The sequence below is a fragment of the Moorella sp. E306M genome, assembly GCF_006538385.1.
Taxonomy (GTDB): Bacteria; Bacillota; DSM-521; order Neomoorellales; family Neomoorellaceae; genus Neomoorella.
Genome location: NZ_BJKO01000001.1, coordinates 911,146 through 928,870 on the forward strand (window position 1 = coordinate 911,146; position 17,725 = coordinate 928,870).

Here is a 17,725-nt window from a genome sequence, read left to right on the forward strand (position 1 = left end):
TGGAGTATTGGATTCCCCTTGCCAAAGACCGCAGTTCCAGCATAAATACAATCTTCGCACCCCCTTTCTGATCTGGACTTTCAAATACGGCCTCCTTACATACCAAAAGTCATTGCCTGGAGATAAAGTTCACGCAGTACAAACTCGGTGAATCCGCGTTCGTTTTTTGCGTGGATTAACTCTGCCAGTTTCCTCCAGTCCCGTTCAGCCACTACCTCAATCGCTTCTCTTTCCTGGTCACAGGTCAACTGGATTATCACCTCCTTGCAATGATAGACAATCAATTTTTCTATAGTCCTCACAAAATTTTATAAAATGCGGATTACCGGTAAGAGCTTTTGCAAATATTCGTCCAAAGTCTTCTAATATCAAACTGGGATTATCGGATGTAATTTTTATGTTTTCTTCTATGACCTCTCCCCGATAATTTTTGCGGATCCGTACAACGGCAACGCTTAACATTAGGGTTTTCCCCTTTTCCCTAAAACCTCTAATAACCTGGCTCGCCCTTTTTCGTTGTACCGGAACGTTGCTACCTGTTTGTTGCTATACCTGGATTTATCCAAGATGCTTATCCCATACTCGGCAGTTTTGAGCCCATACTGATTGGCAATCCTACCAACTTTGTTAGCGCTAACGCCTGCTTCTCGGGCGATATCTTCAGCGCTATACGTTTTTTCAATTTCAGTTATGGGAAGAATAGGCTTGCCATGGGCAACGGCGGCGGCCAGGCCGACCAACTGCTGGATGGACTGTTCTGAAAGCTGCTTCCGAAATTCTTTGGCCAATCTGCGGTAGAGGTTAGCTTCCCTTACCCGGGCGTTTCGGGCTTTGGTCTCTAGTTCAAGTTGGATCTGTTCTGGAGTTTTGAACGGGCGAATTTGTTTGCCGGCATGGGTTAATTGGGTCTGTCCAGTTCGTAGACTTTCTAAGATGTCGTATACGAAGTCATAAAAGGCATCGGCTTTGGGTTGGCGTGACCAGCGGCAGATTTCGTAGACGCCTCTGGCGGAGTAAAGATATGTATCATAGAGTTTTCCGTCAGTACCGGACAGTTTGACCGTTACTGAAAATCTGTCTAACCTATCCCTATTCCTTTCGTGAATTTTTCTAATGGCGTCACCAGGATCGGCATACTCTAAAGCCCTTCCTATTTGCTCCCTGGTCATCCAGATCTCTTTGTTGTCACTGTAGAAATCACATTGTACGTTACCGAAGTTCGCTGATTTAATTAGAACGAGATTACTCACGTGATTACCCTTCCTCATTAACAAGATTACTCTTAATGCGTAATTATTTCCTAAAAAAAATATCGTCTAGAGAAATATCTAGCTCTTTAGCTATGGCAATTAGCGTATCTATACTGGGCTTTTTCCTTCCCGATTCAATGTCACATATTAATTGCGGGCTTCTACCAATTCTCGTAGCAAGCCTGGTTTGCGAAATTCCTTTTTCTCCTCGTTTTCTCCTTATAATAGAGCCAATGGTAGCTTCCATCTTTTATCCTCCGCCCTTAATTGTTACGCCTGATGAGTAAATCATACTACGCATTAAGCGTAATAACAAAGTCCAAAAATAACCATATTGTACGCTATAGGCAGATTAAATTAGCTATATCCTGCTATTCTATGTTTTTCGCATTATCTCTGTTTTTTACGCCCTAAGTGAACATTTACACTGATAGCGTAAAAAGTTATAATGGAACTAATCATCAACGGGAAGGGGGGTATACATGGAAATAGGGCTGAAAATAAAGCATCTACGAACTAAAAATAATTACACCCTAAAACAACTTGCCGAAAAAACAGGCCTTTCCATTTCGTTTATATCAGACATTGAAAATGGCCGAAGAAATCCTAGTATAGATAACCTATATAAGCTAAGCAAGGCGTTGGGGGTTTCTGTTGATATCTTATTAAAAAACCAAACAGGAATTCCCGACGATGAAGCTAATCTCATTAGGGAAGCTCAGGAACTAATTAAGGATCCCCAAATTCGAGCTATTGCTCGAGCCAGTCGCAAATTATCATTTGATAAAAAAGATCTTCTACAAAAACTCGCGGAATCCATGGCTGAAGAGGCAAAAAAGGATGCCAGTAAAAATAAATAAAGTACGTTATGATTATATTCGTCCTAAAATAGCTGAATTTATAGCTAAACAAAAAATCAATAGATTACCAGTTGACCCCATGCAAATAATAGCTCGCAATAAATGGACGGTACGAACTTATGATTACTACGCCAAGAAACATGGGGTGATGTTAAAAGACGTCATAGAGGCTTATGGAAGCGAAGATGCATTTACGATCTATCAAAACGGACTTTATTCAATTGCCTATAATGACAAAATCCGTTCTCCTGGAAGAATAAGGTTTTCTTTAATGCATGAAATTGGGCATATATATTTAAAGCATTTGGAAGAATTTGACCAAACCATTCTCGCCCGTGGTGGTCTTACCGATGAGGAGTATGATATCCTTGAAACAGAAGCAGATATTTTTGCTTCGGAAACCCTCGCCCCCTCTGAGGTACTATTAAGCCTCGGGTGGACTAACTATTCTGTTATAGAAAAGCGATGTAAACTATCCAGGAAGGCCGCCAAATTTAAGGCTTCAAGGCTCTTCGATTTAATATTTAATTGGGTTTACGTTGATCCAAGATCGCCGATTATAGCTAATTTTTATGATTTTATCTATCAAAAGAAATGTAATCACTGTGGATACGGCTTTATATCTTCTAAAGCAAAGTACTGTCCCATCTGTGGGAATAAGCTTATTTGGGGGGAAGGCAAAATGATCTATAATGATGGATATGATTTGGACGAAAATGGACGAGCTATAAAATGCCCCAGGTGTGACAATGAGGAGATTAATTATAAAGGTGATTACTGTACGATCTGCGGTACATACCTGATTAATAAATGTATTGATAAGACAGAAGTCGATATTAATGGCAATGAGTTTATTATAAAGGGAAGTTGCGGCCCCGTTCCTGGCAATGCTCGATACTGTCCCATATGCGGTAGCGAAACTACCTTTTACCGGATGAAGCTCCTGGCTCCATGGGAAAAAGCTAAGGAGATTCTTGAGACTCAAAGTAAAACAGCTGCTACAAAAGAAGATATTGAAATAGATGAGGATGACCTACCCTTTTAAGGAGGACGGCATAATGAAGAAAGCGGTCGCTTACGCCCGCTATAGCAGCGATAATCAACGGTCAGAAAGCATTGACGCCCAGCTCCATGATATCCGGGAATGGGCATCCAAGAACGGCTATCAGATTATCCGAGTCTATACAGACGAAGCCGAAACTGGCACCAGCGATGACCGGGATGGGTTTCTTCAGATGATTGCTGATAGCCGAAACGGCGACTTTGAGGCCGTACTGGTCCATAAATCAGATAGGTTTGCACGCAATAAATGGGATGCAGCTATCTATAAAAAAGCCTTACGGGAAAATGGGATTAGCATTATTTACGTCACTCAGCCCATGCTCTGTGATGATACCCCCGAAGGTTTTCTTATGGAAGGCATTTTTGAAAGCCTGGATCAATACTATAGCTTAAACCTGGGCCGCGAAGTTATGAAAGGTATGGCCGAAAACGCTCGTAACTGTAAACATAACGGCGGCCGGCCACCTCTAGGATACGATGTGGACCCTACTACCAGAACCTATATAATTAATGAAAAAGAAGCTCAGGCTGTAAGGCTTATCTTTGAAATGTATGACAAAGGCTTCAGTTATGACGCCATTGTTAAGGAACTCAATGCTAAGGGTTTTAAGACTAAAACTGGAGGCGCATTCTGTAAGAATTCTATCTCCGATATCCTTCGTAACGAAAAGTATGTGGGTGTATACATTTTTAACCGGGCTATTCATAAAGTAAAGGGCAAGCGTAATAACCGTAAGAGTAAGCCCGCGGATCAGATTATCCGCATCCCCGGCGGCATGCCGCAAATTATTGACAAGGAACTTTGGGACAGGGTACAGGCGAGGATTGAAAAAAGGCGTCGCGATCCAGGAGAACGGGCCCATAATAAGGCTATCTCCGAATACCTGCTGACTGGTAAGATAGAGTGCGGTCTTTGCGGCTTTAAAATGGTAGGTAAAAACGGCGGGACCTGGGGGAATAAGACCAGGTACGATTATTATATTTGCAATAACCGTGAACGCAAGCATGGATGCAAGGCCAAGATGATTCGCAAAGATATTATTGAGCGTCTGGTCTTGGAAGAACTGGAGAAGAAGGTTTTGAACCCGACGCTGTTCCCCGTGCTGGCCACTGAAATTCATAAAGGTATGAGCAGCCTGGGCAATGAGTCGGAAAAGGAACTGGTGTATCTCAAAGCAGAGTTAACTAAAGTGCAGGCGAAAATTAATAATATCCTGGACCTTATTGAAGAGGGAGCGGGCTCAGCAGAGTTAACTAACAGGCTGGCCCAGCGGGAAAATGAAAAAGCTATCCTGGTCAATAGGATTCAGGAGATTGAAAGGAAAACAAAAGCCAGCACCATCACTCGCGAGATGATACTGGCCTATCTTGAGCAGGAATATAAGAGCCTTAAGGCTGATGATACGCTTACTGCAAAGGCCCTCATAGATCGCTACGTCGACCGGGTTATTATCTATGAGAATGATTTTGAAGTAACCTTCAAAATCCTGCATACAGATGGTGGAGGCGGGGGGAGTCGAACCCCCGTCCGAAGGTGCACCCACAGTAGCTTCTACCAGGATAGTTTCCGTTTTACATCTCGCCATCGGGCCTCCCGGAAACCGGATGCCCTCAGGCCAGCCTGATTAGGATTTCCCTTGAGGCCCCCAGGCCGGGGCCCTGCCGGTAGCCTGCTAAATTTGACACCCGGCACTGGTCCCCGCAGGCCGGGACCAGGCGGATGGGCTGCTTTAAATTAAGCAGCCAGAGCTAAATTATCTTCGGCACTTATAGCCTTTCCACCGTTTAACGAGCAGGTGGGATCTCGCCTGGCTACTACTGCCAATGCTACCCCCGTCGAAACCATTACGCCCCCCCGTTAAAACTTCTGCCGTTCGCGGAAGGCTTTAGCGATTTCCCGCTGGGCATCGCGGGCGGCGATAGCTTCCCTTTTATCGTAGAGGCGCTTACCTTTGGCCAGGGCCAGCTCAACCTTGGCCCGGCCGCGTTCATTAAAATACACCTTTAACGGTATCAGGGTCAAGCCCTTTTCCCTGATCTTGCCGTACAGGCGCTGAATCTCGTAACGGTGCATGAGCAGGCGCCGCGGCCGGCGCGGTTCGTGGTTAAAGCGGTTCCCCTGTTCATAGGGGCTAATGTGCATATCATGGAGAATCAGTTCGCCATTTTCGACACGGGCGTAGCTATCTTTGATATTGGCCTTGCCGCTACGCAGAGATTTAACCTCCGTACCGGTAAGGGCAATACCGGCTTCATAGGTCTCTAAGATAAAATAATCGTGACGGGCGCGACGGTTGTCCGTCACAATTTTTACCTGGCGGCCCATCGATGTCACTCCTGCTTTCCCGCCTGCTTTATTATAACACACCAAACAGGGGTAACGTCAAGGGGCCGCCCCAGTTTCTACCTAATCTTGCAGCTGCAGGCGTTCTTTCACCATGGCCGTAATCTCATCCGCGGTCTTGCCTGCGGCTTCAATTACCGGCACTTTTGCTTTTATATCTTCCATGCCCATAAAGTTGGTTGTCTGCCCGCTGATAACGACGGCCCCGTAGCCCTGCAAGCGGGACGGCGTCAGGTCGGTCATTTCCACCCGCTCGACCTCGAGTCCGTTTTCTGCCAGGTGATCGCCAATAGCGCTGAGATCCTTTTCCACTGCTACACGCCGGGGCATAACCCTGCCTCCTTTGCTAGAAAGAGTAATATCTACGGCTATTATAAACGGCCCCGGGAGGCTTTATTCCGTTTACGCCGTTTCTGGCCGATAATTTTACTCCCGGTTTTGCTCCCGACCGGGACAGTTTCCTTTCTTCGCGTTTTATCCTTCCGCCGGCCTTTTATTGCGGCTACCGGCCCGCGCCCGGTCTCTACCGCAGCTTCCGGTTTGACCAGCTCAAAATCCACCTGCCTGGCCTCAACGTTGGCCCTGGCCACCACCACTTCCACCGGCTGGCCGATGCGGAATACCCTGCCGGTGTGCTCGCCTACCAGGGCTAGCTGGTCTTCCTGATAATGGTAATAATCGTCAGTCAGGGTAGATACATGGACCAGGCCTTCGACGGTATTTTCCAATTCCACAAAGAAGCCATAAGGTACCACACCGCTGATAACTCCGGGGAAAGTGGCTCCCACATGGCGTTCCATATACTGGACCTTCTTCATATCCAGGGCTTCCCGCTCGGCTTCCTCAGCCACCTTTTCCCTTTCCGAAGCCCGGGCCGCAGCCAGGGCCACAAAGGCGTCGAGTTTCGCCATGCGGTCCGCCGTTAAACCTGCCGGGGACCAGGTCTCCCGCAAAATGCGGTGCACAACCAGATCCGGGTAGCGGCGGATGGGCGAGGTAAAATGGCAGTAGTAAGGCGAGGCCAAACCAAAGTGTCCCAGGCACTGGCCGGCGTAACGGGCGTGCATCATGGAACGCAGCATTACGGTACTGATGACTCGCTCCTCCGGCCGCCCTTTGACGTTAAGGAGGATTTCCTGGAAAGCCCGGGGTTTAACGCGCCCCTCCCGCCCGGGCCTGATCTGCAGCCCGAAGAAGGCCAGAAACTTATTCAGTTCTTCCATCTTATCCGTTGCCGGTTCCTCGTGGACCCGGTAAACGGCAGGAACGGCCAGCTCGTACAGGTGCCGGGCCACCACTTCATTGGCGGCAATCATAAATTCTTCAATAATCCCTTCGGCTACCGAACGCCGACGCGGGATAACGGCCACCGGCAGGCCCTGGTCGTCAAGTTCCACTTTGGCCTCCGGGAAATCAAAATCAATAGCCCCCCGTTTCTCCCGCCGCTGCCGCAAAATTGCCGCCAGCCTGGCCATGAGCCGGAAATCCGGCACCAGTTCCCGGTAACGCTCCAGGAGTTCCGGATCGCCGTCTTGTAGGATGCGCCGGACAGCGTCGTAGGTCATGCGCTCGCGCACGCGGATAATTGAAGGGAAAAGCTCGTAACTTTTTACTGTGCCCCGCGGCGTGATAGTCATCAGGGCCGTCACGGCCAGGCGGTCTTCCCCGGCATTTAACGAACAGATGTCATTGGATAACCGGGGCGGCAGCATGGGGATAACCCGGTCCACAAAGTAGACGCTCGTCCCCCGGTTGAAGGCCTCCCGGTCCAGGGCACTGCCTTCCCGGACGTAAAAGCTGACGTCGGCAATATGTACTCCCAGGAGGTAATTACCATCGGGTAAAAGCTCCACGGACACGGCGTCATCAAGGTCGCGGGCGTCAGCACCGTCAATGGTTACCAGGCGCCATTCCCGCAGGTCACGGCGCCCGGCCAGCTCCCGGGGGCCAAAATTCTTGCTTAAACCGTCGGCTTCGCGTAAAAACTCAGGGGGAAATTCAGGCTCCAGGTCGTACTTTTTGATAATGCTTAAAACGTCCACTCCCGGCTGGCCCGCCTGGCCCAGGATTTCCACCACCCGGCCCTCGGGATTGCGCCGGGCCTCCGGCCAGCGGGTAATTTCCACGACGACTTTATCCTTTTCCCTGGCACCCTGAGAATTACCGGGAGGAATAAGGATATCCTGGTTTAACCGGGCATCATCGGGCACTACAAAACTCAAACGACCGGCAGCCGTAAAGGTTCCCACTACTCGCTTGTTGGCCCGCTGCAGGACGCGGATGATTTCTCCCTCCCGCCTGCGCCCCGTAGTACCGGGTAAAATCCTGGCCAGAACGAGATCCCCGTGCATGGCCCCGTTGAGATTAAGGGCGCTAATATAAACATCGGCCTGCTCTTTTTCCCGGGGCACGACAAAGGCATAACCTTTGGTTGAAGCCTGGAGGAGGCCGCTGACCAGGCCCATCTTTTCCGGCAGGCCGTATTTATCCTTGCGGGTGCGGACAATATAACCCTCCTGTTCCAGGGAATGGAGCAATTCCCGGAAGGCTTCCTCATCCTTTGCTCCCAGGGCGGCCATGAGCTCCGCCGCCGTCATAGGCCGGTAGGAACGGGTACGCATGAGGGACAATAATTCTTCTTTGTCCATACAGGCTTCCTTTCTCAATGTTTCATGGATGAGATATATTTCCTCGCTATATTATTTCCTGCTGTACAGGTAAAAAGATACCCGGTTGCTTACCGGGTATCCTGTCTAAAGGCCCAGTTCGCCGGCAATTTCCTTCATGGCTTCCAGGCCGATATGCATGAAGTCTTCCAGGGAGAGACCAAGCTCGCTGCAGGCGGCTATAGTCTCCCGGCTGGCCCCGCGGGCAAAGGATTTCTCATGGTAACGGTTCATTAAAAATGGAACGTCCACGATAGCCAGTTTCTTTTCGGGGCGAATGAGGGCCGCGGCTACAATCAAGCCCGTCAGGGGGTCGGTAGCATACAGGGCCTTGCTCATCAAGTCCGTCCTGGGCAGGCCGTGGCGCTCGTTATGAGCCTTAACGGCGTAAACCACCTCTTCAGGCAAACCTTCCCGGGCCAGCATTTCCGCCCCCACCAGGCTGTGCCGGTCGGGATCGTCTTTGGTGCTCTCGTAGTCGATATCATGGAGCAAACCGGCCAGGCCCCATTTTTCCTCATCCTCGCCAAAGTGCCGGGCCAGGGCGCGCATTACTGCCTCCACAGCGAGGGCGTGCTTGCGCAGGTTTTTATTTTTTACGTGCTTCTCCATTAGTTGCAACGCTTCCTGCCGGTTCATTAAAAATCAACCTCCATGAAAAAAATTGGGCGCCGCCGCCCATACAGTTTCATTTCGCCAAGGAATGTACCTGGTAAAATAAATCTCCTGCAAATATGGTAAATTAACCTCCCAGGGTGTTTGGTCAATTAAATAACCGAGAGGAGCAGAGTCAATAGCAGGAACAAACCGGCCAGGACTGCTGAAACCTTGTTGAGAAAGGTATCAAGCCCCTTTTTCTTGCCAAAGATGGCTTCCGCGCCGCCGGCAATGGCGCCAGAAATACCGGCACTCCGGCCGGATTGTAAAAGGACCGCAGCGATCAGTCCCAGGGCTACCAGTATATCAATAATCAGGATAATGGTATGCAGCAACAACTTCACCTCCCTGCTGCGCTGCCGTGACGTCATAATTTTAACAAATAATTGCCCGGTTAAGCAAGGAAAAACGTAAATCTTCCTGCGCGACCAAAACATCAACCTGCGGGCCGGAAAACCCAACTAATCATGGTAAAATAAACTATAAAAGCATTTGGGGATTTAGTGTATACATGATACAATATGCTTAGGATAGGGAGGGGAGAAAGGGCGATGCTCCAGGAGGTTTATGGTAATAGCGGTAAAGAAATCTTTCGCGAGGGACAAAAGGTTATGAGGGCTCTTACCCAAAGCAGTAAAAGTATACCGTGTGAAATGACAGAATGTATACACTGCTTAGACAACAACTGCTGTGGCCTCATTTACCCGCCCCGCAACGAGGATGGTTATTGTAAAGACTTTGTCTCCATTAACGATTAGTGCCGGGAGGCACTTTTTTATGCCCTCCGGTAATTTCCCCCTGCGAATGTAAATATGTTAAAATAATGCAGTAGCGCTGTTACCACTATACCGGAAAGGAAAACTAGCAGGGTGGAACTGGTAAAAATTCATGGCCATACCTACTATGTCCCCGGCGCCACCAATGCAGGCGTGTATAGTACTAAAAGCGGTTACTGCCTGTTGATCGATTCGGGAATCAACAATACCATTGCCCACAAAATCAAGGACGCTCTGGCGGCCAGCGGCCTCAAACCCAAATACCTCCTGACCACCCACGGCCACGCCGATCACTGTGGCGCCCACCGGCTGTTAAAGGAATTTTATCCCGGCCTGAAAATCCTGGCTTCCACCGGGGAAAAAATATTTATGGAAGATAACCTGCTGGGAGTAAAAACCCTGTACGGTGCTCAGCCTTTGGAGGAAATTAAAATCCCCCTTTTAGTCGCCCGGCCGGTGGAGGTCGACGGTACCATTGCTCCCGGCCCTTTGAAGCTCCTGGACCAGCGCCTCCAGGCCATCGCCACCCCGGGGCATACCGCCGGCCACCTGGCTTTCCTGACCCCCGATGGTGTCCTTTTTAGCGGCGATGCTGTCTTTCATCCGGCCATCCTGGCCAAATATCCTTTACCCTACCTGCAGGACATCAAGGCCCAGCTGACCACCCTGGAGTGTCTCACCGACCTGGAGATTAAGTATTTACTGCCGGCCCACAGCCCGGAGGTTATTACCGACCCGGCCCCCGTCCTGGCGGAAAACCGCCGGCAAATTCATGCCTGCCTGGACATGATTACCGAACTCCTGGCCCGGCCCCTGACCCGGGAAGACCTGCTGGCAGAGCTGGCCGTCCAGGTGAATATCTCTATGGACATTCCCCAGTACTTCCTCAACCTGACCAGCGTGTCGGCATTTTTAAGCTATCTGAAGGACCAGGACCGGGTTGCCTGCACCCTGGAAAAGGGGAGGCTTTACTTTTACATCCTTTAAACCCCGGCCAGTAATTCCTTCAGCATCCTGGCGTTGGTTACTGCCTGGGAGTGGTAGTGGTTGTTAAAGGCCACAAAGACCTGGCGCGCCCGGCCGGCCAGGTAAGCTATGCCCGGTAACCATTCTTTTAGCTCTGCTTCTTTATAAAGGTAATCATAGCGCTCGTAGGCCTCTTTATGCCGCCACCACTTTTCCGCATTGCGGCCGTGAAAACGGACGTAGGCCACTGCCGCCGTACAGCGGACCACCGGCCCCACCAATCCCGGCAAGGCCGGTTCATCGACACAGGTATAGGCTAGTTCGTGACGCTGTAAGAAATCCCAAACGGCGTCATTCACCCAGCTGTTGTGGCGAAATTCCACCACCAGGGGGAGGTCGGGTAAAAGTTCTTTCAGCCTGGTTAAATGCTCGCGGTTGGCCTGGTTATTGCGGAAAGAAAAGGGGAACTGGAGCAGGACGGCCCCCAGCTGGCCCCGGTCCACCAGGGGCTGGAGAGCCTGGCGCAACTGCCGGCTGTCGCTGGCCAGGCTGACGCCCCGTTCATGGGTCAGGGTACGGTAGGCCTTGACGGCAAAGATGAACCCCTGCGGCACCCTGCGGGCCATCTGCTCCAGGTTCTGGGGCCGCGGCAGGGCATAAAAGGAGGAATTGACCTCGGTAAAGTTAAATTCCCGGGCGTAATAAGGCAGCATATCTTTCGCCGCCAGCCCTGGCGGGTAAAAATAGCCCACCCAGTCGCGGTAGCTGTAGCCGGAGGTGCCGATGTATATGGATGTAGCTACTTTTTTTGCCGCCATGCTTCAACTTCCGCCCAAAATAAGTAAATAATTCCCACTGCCAGGGCTATTTTAGCCCAGCCAGCAAGGCCGGGAGCTGTATAGCCGAGCATAGAACGGAATAGATCTTTACTCCAGGATGATACTCCCGAAGCGAAGATGGCGGCCGCCAGGTAGTGAATCCCATGGAGAAAAGCGGCAATAGCCAGTAAGCTTATACCCGCAGTACGTTTGGACAATAGCTTCTCTTCCCCGTGATTTTAATTACCCCTGCTACCATTTTAACACCCTCTCCCCCGCCGGAACAATATTGTCAGGGAAAATATTTCAGTAACCCGGTACTTGTCAGCCGCTCCTGTGGTAAACTAAAGAAAACCCGGCTACAGGTGATTTGCATGCAGCGCCTCTTAATTTTTCACCCGCAACAGGGACTGAGGAAAAATCTGCCCTCTGGTTTCCAGCCCCGGCAGAGCGAGGAGTTTACCTGGCTGGACCTGGTACAGCCGGCCCCGGCGGAACTGGACCTCTTGACGGACCTCTTCCATTTTCACCCCCTGGCCGTAGAAGATTGCCGTCACCCCCACTACCGGCCCGGAATCGCCCAGTATGATGAATATGCCTTCCTCACCCTGCGCTGCGTAAAGGCCGGCCAGCGTTCCCTGACTACGGCTCTCAATGTCTTCCTGGGGCCCAGGTATATCGTTACCGTCCACCAGGAAGAACTGGAGTTCGTAACTAAACTCTGGCGCCAGTACAGCCAGGACCCGCAGCTTTTCCAGAAAGGCACCGACTTTATCCTTTACAGCCTGCTCGAACCCCTGACAGAAACCTTTTTTACCTTTTTTGACCGCACCGAAGGCAAAATCGAATACCTGGAGGAGGAAGTCTTCCGCCGGCCCACCCGGCAGATTCTCAATCAAGTCTTTACCTTAAGGCGCCAGGCCATTAAACTGCGCAAAATTCTTGGCGCCCAGCGGGATATTTTGAACCTCCTGGCCTATCCCGAGTTCAAGCTGGTAAAACCGGAAAACCGGGTCTTTTTCCTGGATATCTACAACGAAATGCTGCGCCTCATCGACCAGGTGGAAACCTTCCATGACCTGGCCAGCTCCACCCTGGAAATCTACCTTTCCCTGACCTCCAACCGCCTCAATGAAATCATGAAGGTCCTGACGGTGATCACCACAATCATGATGCCTTTAACCCTCATCGCCGGCATCTACGGCATGAATTTCCGCTATATGCCGGAGCTGGAATGGCGCTACGGCTATTTTACCGTCCTAGGGGTCATGGCCATGCTGGCCGGGGTAATGCTCTTTTTCTTCCGGCGCAAGGGCTGGTTCTGAGGATATATTAAACCCCGGTCATGGCTTACCACGCCGGGGTTTCTTTTTCCTAAAGGAAGCTACTTCCTCAGGTTGTAGAAGGCCTTCAGGCCCGGGTAGAGGGCGGCGGCGTCCAGCTCTTCTTCAATACGCAGGAGCTGGTTGTACTTGGCCACCCGGTCGGTGCGGGAGGGAGCGCCGGTCTTGATCTGGCCGGCGTTTACGGCCACTACAATGTCGGCGATGGTGGTATCTTCCGTTTCTCCGGAACGGTGGGAGACAACGGCCGTGTAGCCGGCTTTCTTGGCCATCTCAATGGCTTCCAGGGTTTCCGTCAGGGTACCGATCTGGTTGACCTTGATGAGTATGGCATTGGCCGCACCCGTCTCTATGCCGCGGTGCAGGCGTTCCGTATTGGTAACAAAGAGGTCGTCGCCCACCAGCTGGACTTTATGGCCCAGGCGTTTGGTAAGCTCCTGCCAGCCCTCCCAGTCGTCCTCGGCCAGGCCGTCTTCGATGGAGATAATGGGGTACTTCTCTACCAGATCGGCCCAGAAGTCGATCATCTCCGCGCTGGTGCGGGTGACGCCTTCGCCGGCAAAGACATATTTGCCGTCCCGGTAAAGCTCCGTGGAAGCCGGGTCCAGGGCAATAAAGCAGTCTTTACCCGGCTCATAGCCGGCTTTGGTTATGGCTTCCAGGATTACTTCGATAGCTTCCACATTGGAACGCAAATCGGGGGCAAAGCCGCCTTCATCGCCGACAGCCGTACCCAGCCCTTTAGCCTTCAAGACGGCCTTCAGGCTGTGGAAGACCTCGGCGCCCATGCGAAGCGCTTCAGCAAAAGTGCTGGCACCGGCCGGCATGACCATGAACTCCTGGATGTCGACGTTGTTATCAGCGTGCTTGCCGCCGTTTAAAATGTTCATCATGGGCACCGGCAGGGTATGGGCATTGACCCCGCCCAGGTAACGGTACAGGGGCAGGCCCAGGGCATCGGCTGCCGCTTTGGCCACGGCCAGGGAAACCCCGAGTATGGCATTGGCCCCCAGCTTGCTCTTGTTGGGGGTGCCGTCCAGCTCGATGAGCTGCCGGTCTACTTCCCGCTGGTCCAGGGCATCCATGCCCACCAGTTCCGGGGCGATGATGGCATTGACGTTGTTGACGGCGTCCAGGACACCTTTACCAAAGTAGCGTTTTTCGTCTTTATCCCGGAGCTCTACGGCTTCATAGGCCCCCGTGGAAGCCCCCGAGGGCACGGCCGCCCGGCCCCATCCGCCGCCTTCCAGGAATACCTCCACCTCTACGGTGGGGTTGCCGCGGGAATCGAGGATCTCCCGCGCGTAGATATCGTTGATAATGGTCACTAAGAAGCACCTCCGTATTAACTTGCTTTTTCTATCAAACTTTTCCCTGTCATCTCCACCGGCTGGGGCAGCCCCAGAATGTCCAGTACCGTTGGGGCCACGTCCTCCAGAGCCCCTTCCCTTAAGGTAGCGTCCCGGTAGCCGGCATCGACCAGGATAAAGGGTACAAGATTGCTGGTGTGGGCCGTATGGGGCTCGCCGTTGGGTTCCCGCATTTCTTCGGCGTTGCCGTGGTCGGCCGTCACCAGGAGCGGCGCCCGGCGTTCCTCCATGGCCGCGGCAATGCGGCCGATACACTCGTCCACCGTTTCCACGGCAGCAATGGCCGCTGCCAGGTCGCCGGTATGGCCGACCATATCGGGATTGGCAAAGTTTAAGACGATAAAGTCGTACCTGTCCAGGCGTTCCAGGACAGCATCCGTAACTTCCCGGGCGCTCATGGAAGGTTTTTGATCATAGGTGGCCACTTTGGGTGAAGGAATGAGCAAGCGGTCTTCGCCGGGGAAGGGTTCTTCCACGCCACCGTTAAAGAAGAAGGTGACGTGGGCGTACTTTTCCGTCTCGGCAATGCGTAGCTGCTTCAGTCCGTTATTGGCTATGACCTCGCCCAGGACGTTGGTCAAAACCTGGGGCGGGAAGGCTACCGGCGCCGGGATGGTGACGTCGTACTGGGTCAGGCAGACAAACTGGATGTCCAGGCGCCCGCCGGGGCGGTCAAAGGGTTCAAACTCCCCGTCCACAAAGGCCCGGGTCAGCTGCCGCGCCCGGTCGGCGCGGAAGTTAAAGAAAATCACGCTGTCTTTATCCCGGACCAGCGCCAGGGGCCTGCCTTCGCGGGTGATTACGGAAGGTTCCACGAATTCATCGGTAATGTCCCGGTCATAGGAAGCCTGGATGGCCGCCGCCGCCGAAGGGAACCGGTGCCCTTCCCCCAACACCAGGGCCCGGTAGGCGCGCTCCGTCCGCTCCCAGCGCCGGTCCCGGTCCATGGCATAATAACGGCCCATGATGCTAGCGATAGCCCCTATCCCCCGTTCCCGGCACTCGGCCTCCACCTGCTCCAGGTACCCGGCGGCACTGGCCGGGGGTACATCGCGGCCGTCCAGGAAGGCATGGATGTAGACTTGCTCCACTCCCTCCCTTTGGGCCAGTTCCAGGAGGGCATAAAGGTGCTCCAGGTGGCTGTGGACGCCGCCGTCTGAGACCAGGCCCATCAGGTGCAGGGCACCGTCCCGTTCCTTCGCCGCCCGCACGGCCTTGAGGAGCACTTCATTGGTAAAAAAGGAACCGTCGCGGATGGCCCGGCTTATGCGGGTTAATTCCTGGTAGACAATGCGGCCGGCGCCGATATTCAGGTGTCCTACTTCGGAATTGCCCATCTGGCCTGCCGGCAGGCCCACGGCTTCCCCGGAAGCCTGGAGGCGGGTATGGGGGTATGCGGCCAGCAGCCGGCGGTAATTGGGCAAGCGGCCCCGGCTGATGGCATTGCCTTCCCCCGGGTGACCCAGACCGAAACCGTCGAGGATCATTAACATTAAAGGACGATTAACATTTACCAAGATAACTTCTCCTGTTCCCTACTTTTATTGGGGAGTTACGGGATAGGCGGCACCACGGGCACCGCCCGGTCCTCCCTCTTCAGGCTAGTGTTCCTTGTAGTTGACTATGGCTGCAAAGGATATGGCGTCCAGGCTGGCGCCCCCTACCAGGGCGCCGTCAATATCCGGCTGGGCCATGAGTTCGGCAATATTTTCCGGCTTGACGCTGCCCCCGTACTGGATGCGGGTGGCCTGCGCCTTTTCGCCATACATGGCCCGTAAAGTCTCTCGGATAAAGGCGATGACCTCCTGGGCGTCGGCTGCCGTAGCCGTCCGGCCGGTACCAATGGCCCAGACGGGTTCATAGGCCACCACCAGGGTTGCCACCTGGTCCGGTTCCAGCCCCTTCAAACCCTCCTGGACCTGGCGGCGGACCACGTCCAGGGTTTTACCGGCTTCCCTTTCGGCCAGGGTTTCGCCGACGCACACGATGGGGACCAGACCGTGGCGCAGGGCGGCATGGAGCTTTTTATTGACGGTGGCATCAGTCTCGCCAAAATACTGGCGGCGCTCCGAATGGCCGATAATCACATAACGGCAACCCAGATCCTTCAGCATGGGGCCGGACACTTCACCGGTATAGGCGCCCCAGTCTTCCCAGAAAAGGTCCTGGGCGCCTACCGAGATATTGGAACCGGCAGCGGCATTGACTGTTGCCGCTATGGCCGTGAAGGGCGGGCAGACGACTACTTCCACGTCGGTGGCTCCTACCAAGGGCCTTAGCAGGGTAACCAGCTCCCTGGCCTTTTCAGTCGTATTATGCATCTTCCAGTTGCCGGCAATAATTGGTCGGCGCAAGTTAATCACTCCCTCACCCTATTTTTCCGTTAGGGCCACTACCCCGGGAAGGGCCTTGCCTTCCAGGAATTCCAGGGAGGCGCCGCCGCCGGTGGAAATGTGTCCTATTTTTGCCGCCACGCCTACCTTTTCTACCGCAGCCACCGAGTCCCCGCCGCCGACGATGGTCATGCCGTCCACGGCCGCCACAGCCCGGGCCACAGCCTCGGTGCCGTGAGCAAAGGGTTCCATTTCAAAGACGCCCATGGGCCCGTTCCAGACGACGGTCCGGGCACCGGTCAAAGCATTGGCAAAATCCTGCGCCGTTTCGGGGCCGATGTCCAGGGCCATCCAGCCGTCGGGGACGGCGCTGGCAGCCACTACCTGGTGGGGGGCATCGGCCTTGAACTCCTGGGCCACCACCAGGTCCCGGGGCAACAGCATTTTTACCCCCTGCTGCTCTGCCGTGGCCATAAGCTCCTGCGCCAGGGGGACCTGATCCTCTTCCACCAGGGACCTGCCCATGGCATAACCTTTCGCCCGCAGGAAGGTATTGGCCATGCCGCCGCCGATAATCAGGGTATCCACTTTGGTAAGGAGGTTACGGATAACGCTGATCTTGTCGGATACCTTGGCCCCGCCGATAATGGCCACAAAGGGCCGTTCCGGGTCGGCCAAGGCCTTGCCCAGGGTTTCGATTTCCTTCTGCAGCAGGAACCCGGCCGCCGCCGGCAGGTAGTGGGCCACCCCTTCCGTGGAAGCATGGGCGCGGTGGGCGGCGCCGAAGGCGTCGTTGACGTAAAGGTCGGCCAGGGAGGCCAGCTTCCTGGCAAATTCAGGGTCGTTTTTCTCTTCTTCCGGGTAAAAGCGCAGGTTTTCCAGGAGGAGAACCTCGCCGGGTTTTAAAGCCGCTACCGCGGCCTCCACTTCAGGGCCAATACAATCGTTGACCTTATGTACCGGCCGGCCGAGGAGGCCTTCCAGCTCTCTGGCCACCGGGTCCAGACGCAGCTCTTCCTTGACTTTGCCCTTGGGGCGCCCCAGGTGGGACATGAGGATTACCCGGGCGCCGTGGTCAATAAGATACTGGATGGTCGGCAGGGCCGCCCGGATGCGGGTGTTATCCGTTACCCGGCCTGCCTCCAGGGGAACGTTGAAGTCGACCCGTACCAGGACGCGTTTATTATGGAGTTCCAGGTCTTTCAGGGTTAACTTGGCCACCAGTCAAACCTCCTCGGAAAATAATATTCTACAATTCATGGTTCGATGGCGGGGGCGCC

Annotated in this window: 20 protein-coding genes, 1 other RNA gene and 1 pseudogene; 5 read left to right on the top strand and 17 right to left on the bottom strand. The window is 53.4% G+C overall.

Going from position 1 to position 17,725, the window contains the following annotated elements; all coding sequences use genetic code 11:
• Positions 1 to 95 precede the first annotated feature (95 nt).
• From FLZ89_RS15630 to FLZ89_RS04900, 4 genes are read right to left on the bottom strand one after another with little or no spacing between them, the layout of a single operon-like run.
• Positions 96 to 248 carry a hypothetical protein gene (locus FLZ89_RS15630; RefSeq protein WP_172613448.1) on the bottom strand — a complete coding sequence of 51 codons (153 nt, stop codon included), beginning with the start codon at positions 246 to 248 and terminating at the stop codon, positions 96 to 98.
• A complete protein-coding gene (locus FLZ89_RS04890; RefSeq protein ID WP_141304533.1) occupies positions 238 to 462 on the bottom strand; it encodes a hypothetical protein in 225 nt (74 codons plus the stop codon). The genes FLZ89_RS15630 and FLZ89_RS04890 overlap by 11 nt, the downstream gene beginning before the upstream one ends.
• Positions 462 to 1,250 carry a BRO-N domain-containing protein gene (locus tag FLZ89_RS04895; protein WP_216363842.1) on the bottom strand — a complete coding sequence of 263 codons (789 nt, stop codon included), beginning with the start codon at positions 1,248 to 1,250 and terminating at the stop codon, positions 462 to 464. Before FLZ89_RS04895 ends, FLZ89_RS04890 begins: the two co-directional genes overlap by 1 nt.
• A 43-nt stretch (positions 1,251 to 1,293) precedes the next feature.
• Positions 1,294 to 1,497 (bottom strand): helix-turn-helix transcriptional regulator, encoded by a 204-nt coding sequence (locus tag FLZ89_RS04900; RefSeq protein WP_141304535.1) that lies wholly within the window; start codon positions 1,495 to 1,497, stop codon positions 1,294 to 1,296.
• A gap of 235 nt (positions 1,498 to 1,732) precedes the next feature.
• Between FLZ89_RS04900 and FLZ89_RS04905 the strand changes: the two genes are divergently transcribed.
• The 3 genes and pseudogenes from FLZ89_RS04905 to FLZ89_RS16540 all read left to right on the top strand — a co-directional run.
• Positions 1,733 to 2,110, top strand: a complete 378-nt coding sequence (locus FLZ89_RS04905; RefSeq protein ID WP_141304536.1) for a helix-turn-helix domain-containing protein — start codon at positions 1,733 to 1,735, stop codon at positions 2,108 to 2,110.
• On the top strand, positions 2,091 to 3,155 hold the full coding sequence (locus tag FLZ89_RS04910) for an ImmA/IrrE family metallo-endopeptidase (protein WP_141304537.1): 1,065 nt from the start codon (positions 2,091 to 2,093) through the stop codon (positions 3,153 to 3,155). Before FLZ89_RS04905 ends, FLZ89_RS04910 begins: the two co-directional genes overlap by 20 nt.
• 13 nt (positions 3,156 to 3,168) lie before the next feature.
• Positions 3,169 to 4,179: pseudogene (locus FLZ89_RS16540) on the top strand (recombinase family protein); the annotation flags it as partial.
• A gap of 243 nt (positions 4,180 to 4,422) precedes the next feature.
• Here the strand turns inward: FLZ89_RS16540 and FLZ89_RS04925 are convergent.
• The 7 genes from FLZ89_RS04925 to secG all read right to left on the bottom strand — a co-directional run bounded on the left by FLZ89_RS04925 (position 4,423) and on the right by secG (position 9,174).
• Positions 4,423 to 4,665: a hypothetical protein gene (locus FLZ89_RS04925; RefSeq protein WP_141304539.1), complete on the bottom strand. Its 243-nt coding sequence runs from the start codon at positions 4,663 to 4,665 to the stop codon at positions 4,423 to 4,425.
• Positions 4,666 to 4,670: 5 nt separating this feature from the next.
• Positions 4,671 to 5,027: a transfer-messenger RNA gene (gene ssrA / locus FLZ89_RS04930) on the bottom strand.
• A 3-nt stretch (positions 5,028 to 5,030) separates the two neighbouring features.
• Positions 5,031 to 5,498 (bottom strand): SsrA-binding protein SmpB, encoded by a 468-nt coding sequence (smpB, locus tag FLZ89_RS04935; RefSeq protein ID WP_141263849.1) that lies wholly within the window; start codon positions 5,496 to 5,498, stop codon positions 5,031 to 5,033.
• 81 nt (positions 5,499 to 5,579) lie between these two features.
• Entirely contained in the window at positions 5,580 to 5,846 is a 267-nt protein-coding gene (locus tag FLZ89_RS04940) for a YkuS family protein (RefSeq protein ID WP_141263848.1), read from the bottom strand.
• Between the two features lie 41 nt (positions 5,847 to 5,887).
• Complete coding sequence (gene rnr / locus FLZ89_RS04945; RefSeq protein ID WP_141304540.1) at positions 5,888 to 8,164, bottom strand: ribonuclease R; 2,277 nt, start codon at positions 8,162 to 8,164, stop codon at positions 5,888 to 5,890.
• 105 nt (positions 8,165 to 8,269) lie between these two features.
• On the bottom strand, positions 8,270 to 8,821 hold the full coding sequence (locus FLZ89_RS04950; protein WP_141263846.1) for an HDIG domain-containing metalloprotein: 552 nt from the start codon (positions 8,819 to 8,821) through the stop codon (positions 8,270 to 8,272).
• 128 nt (positions 8,822 to 8,949) lie between these two features.
• The gene (gene secG / locus FLZ89_RS04955) at positions 8,950 to 9,174 is read right to left on the bottom strand and encodes a preprotein translocase subunit SecG (RefSeq protein ID WP_141263845.1); all 225 of its coding nucleotides are present in this window, start codon (positions 9,172 to 9,174) and stop codon (positions 8,950 to 8,952) included.
• A gap of 534 nt (positions 9,175 to 9,708) precedes the next feature.
• On the opposite strand from secG, the gene FLZ89_RS04965 reads away from it, so the two are divergent.
• Positions 9,709 to 10,602, top strand: coding sequence for an MBL fold metallo-hydrolase (locus FLZ89_RS04965; RefSeq protein ID WP_141304541.1), 894 nt, complete (start codon positions 9,709 to 9,711; stop codon positions 10,600 to 10,602).
• Here the strand turns inward: FLZ89_RS04965 and FLZ89_RS04970 are convergent.
• Both FLZ89_RS04970 and FLZ89_RS04975 read right to left on the bottom strand, forming a co-directional pair.
• On the bottom strand, positions 10,599 to 11,399 hold the full coding sequence (locus tag FLZ89_RS04970; RefSeq protein WP_141263843.1) for a DUF72 domain-containing protein: 801 nt from the start codon (positions 11,397 to 11,399) through the stop codon (positions 10,599 to 10,601). The two genes, FLZ89_RS04965 and FLZ89_RS04970, sit on opposite strands and share 4 nt — an antisense overlap.
• On the bottom strand, positions 11,381 to 11,617 hold the full coding sequence (locus tag FLZ89_RS04975) for a hypothetical protein (protein WP_141263842.1): 237 nt from the start codon (positions 11,615 to 11,617) through the stop codon (positions 11,381 to 11,383). The genes FLZ89_RS04970 and FLZ89_RS04975 overlap by 19 nt, the downstream gene beginning before the upstream one ends.
• Positions 11,618 to 11,773: 156 nt before the next feature.
• Here FLZ89_RS04975 and corA point away from each other — a divergent pair, with 156 nt between their 5' ends.
• Positions 11,774 to 12,724, top strand: a complete 951-nt coding sequence (gene corA, locus FLZ89_RS04980) for a magnesium/cobalt transporter CorA (RefSeq protein ID WP_141304542.1) — start codon at positions 11,774 to 11,776, stop codon at positions 12,722 to 12,724.
• Between the two features lie 59 nt (positions 12,725 to 12,783).
• On the opposite strand, the gene eno is transcribed toward corA, so the two are convergent.
• The 4 genes from eno to FLZ89_RS16120 form a co-directional block, all read right to left on the bottom strand.
• Complete coding sequence (eno, locus tag FLZ89_RS04985; RefSeq protein ID WP_141263840.1) at positions 12,784 to 14,070, bottom strand: phosphopyruvate hydratase; 1,287 nt, start codon at positions 14,068 to 14,070, stop codon at positions 12,784 to 12,786.
• A gap of 17 nt (positions 14,071 to 14,087) precedes the next feature.
• Entirely contained in the window at positions 14,088 to 15,605 is a 1,518-nt protein-coding gene (gene gpmI, locus FLZ89_RS04990; protein ID WP_172613677.1) for a 2,3-bisphosphoglycerate-independent phosphoglycerate mutase, read from the bottom strand.
• Between the two features lie 108 nt (positions 15,606 to 15,713).
• Complete coding sequence (tpiA, locus tag FLZ89_RS16115) at positions 15,714 to 16,466, bottom strand: triose-phosphate isomerase (protein WP_141263838.1); 753 nt, start codon at positions 16,464 to 16,466, stop codon at positions 15,714 to 15,716.
• An 18-nt stretch (positions 16,467 to 16,484) separates the two neighbouring features.
• Positions 16,485 to 17,666: a phosphoglycerate kinase gene (locus FLZ89_RS16120; protein WP_141304543.1), complete on the bottom strand. Its 1,182-nt coding sequence runs from the start codon at positions 17,664 to 17,666 to the stop codon at positions 16,485 to 16,487.
• Positions 17,667 to 17,725 lie beyond the last annotated feature (59 nt).

Bases quoted from the DNA above. Each gene is read 5' to 3' on its own strand.
- FLZ89_RS04890 (WP_141304533.1), bottom strand. From the start codon at position 462: ATGTTAAGCGTTGCCGTTGTACGGATCCGCAAAAATTATCGGGGAGAG.
- FLZ89_RS04900 (WP_141304535.1), bottom strand. From the start codon at position 1,497: ATGGAAGCTACCATTGGCTCTATTATAAGGAGAAAACGAGGAGAAAAA.
- FLZ89_RS04905 (WP_141304536.1), top strand. From the start codon at position 1,733: ATGGAAATAGGGCTGAAAATAAAGCATCTACGAACTAAAAATAATTAC.
- FLZ89_RS04910 (WP_141304537.1), top strand. From the start codon at position 2,091: ATGCCAGTAAAAATAAATAAAGTACGTTATGATTATATTCGTCCTAAA.
- FLZ89_RS04925 (WP_141304539.1), bottom strand. From the start codon at position 4,665: ATGCAGGATTTTGAAGGTTACTTCAAAATCATTCTCATAGATAATAAC.
- smpB (WP_141263849.1), bottom strand. From the start codon at position 5,498: ATGGGCCGCCAGGTAAAAATTGTGACGGACAACCGTCGCGCCCGTCAC.
- FLZ89_RS04940 (WP_141263848.1), bottom strand. From the start codon at position 5,846: ATGCCCCGGCGTGTAGCAGTGGAAAAGGATCTCAGCGCTATTGGCGAT.
- rnr (WP_141304540.1), bottom strand. From the start codon at position 8,164: ATGGACAAAGAAGAATTATTGTCCCTCATGCGTACCCGTTCCTACCGG.
- FLZ89_RS04950 (WP_141263846.1), bottom strand. From the start codon at position 8,821: ATGAACCGGCAGGAAGCGTTGCAACTAATGGAGAAGCACGTAAAAAAT.
- FLZ89_RS04970 (WP_141263843.1), bottom strand. From the start codon at position 11,399: ATGGCGGCAAAAAAAGTAGCTACATCCATATACATCGGCACCTCCGGC.
- corA (WP_141304542.1), top strand. From the start codon at position 11,774: ATGCAGCGCCTCTTAATTTTTCACCCGCAACAGGGACTGAGGAAAAAT.
- gpmI (WP_172613677.1), bottom strand. From the start codon at position 15,605: ATGTTAATGATCCTCGACGGTTTCGGTCTGGGTCACCCGGGGGAAGGC.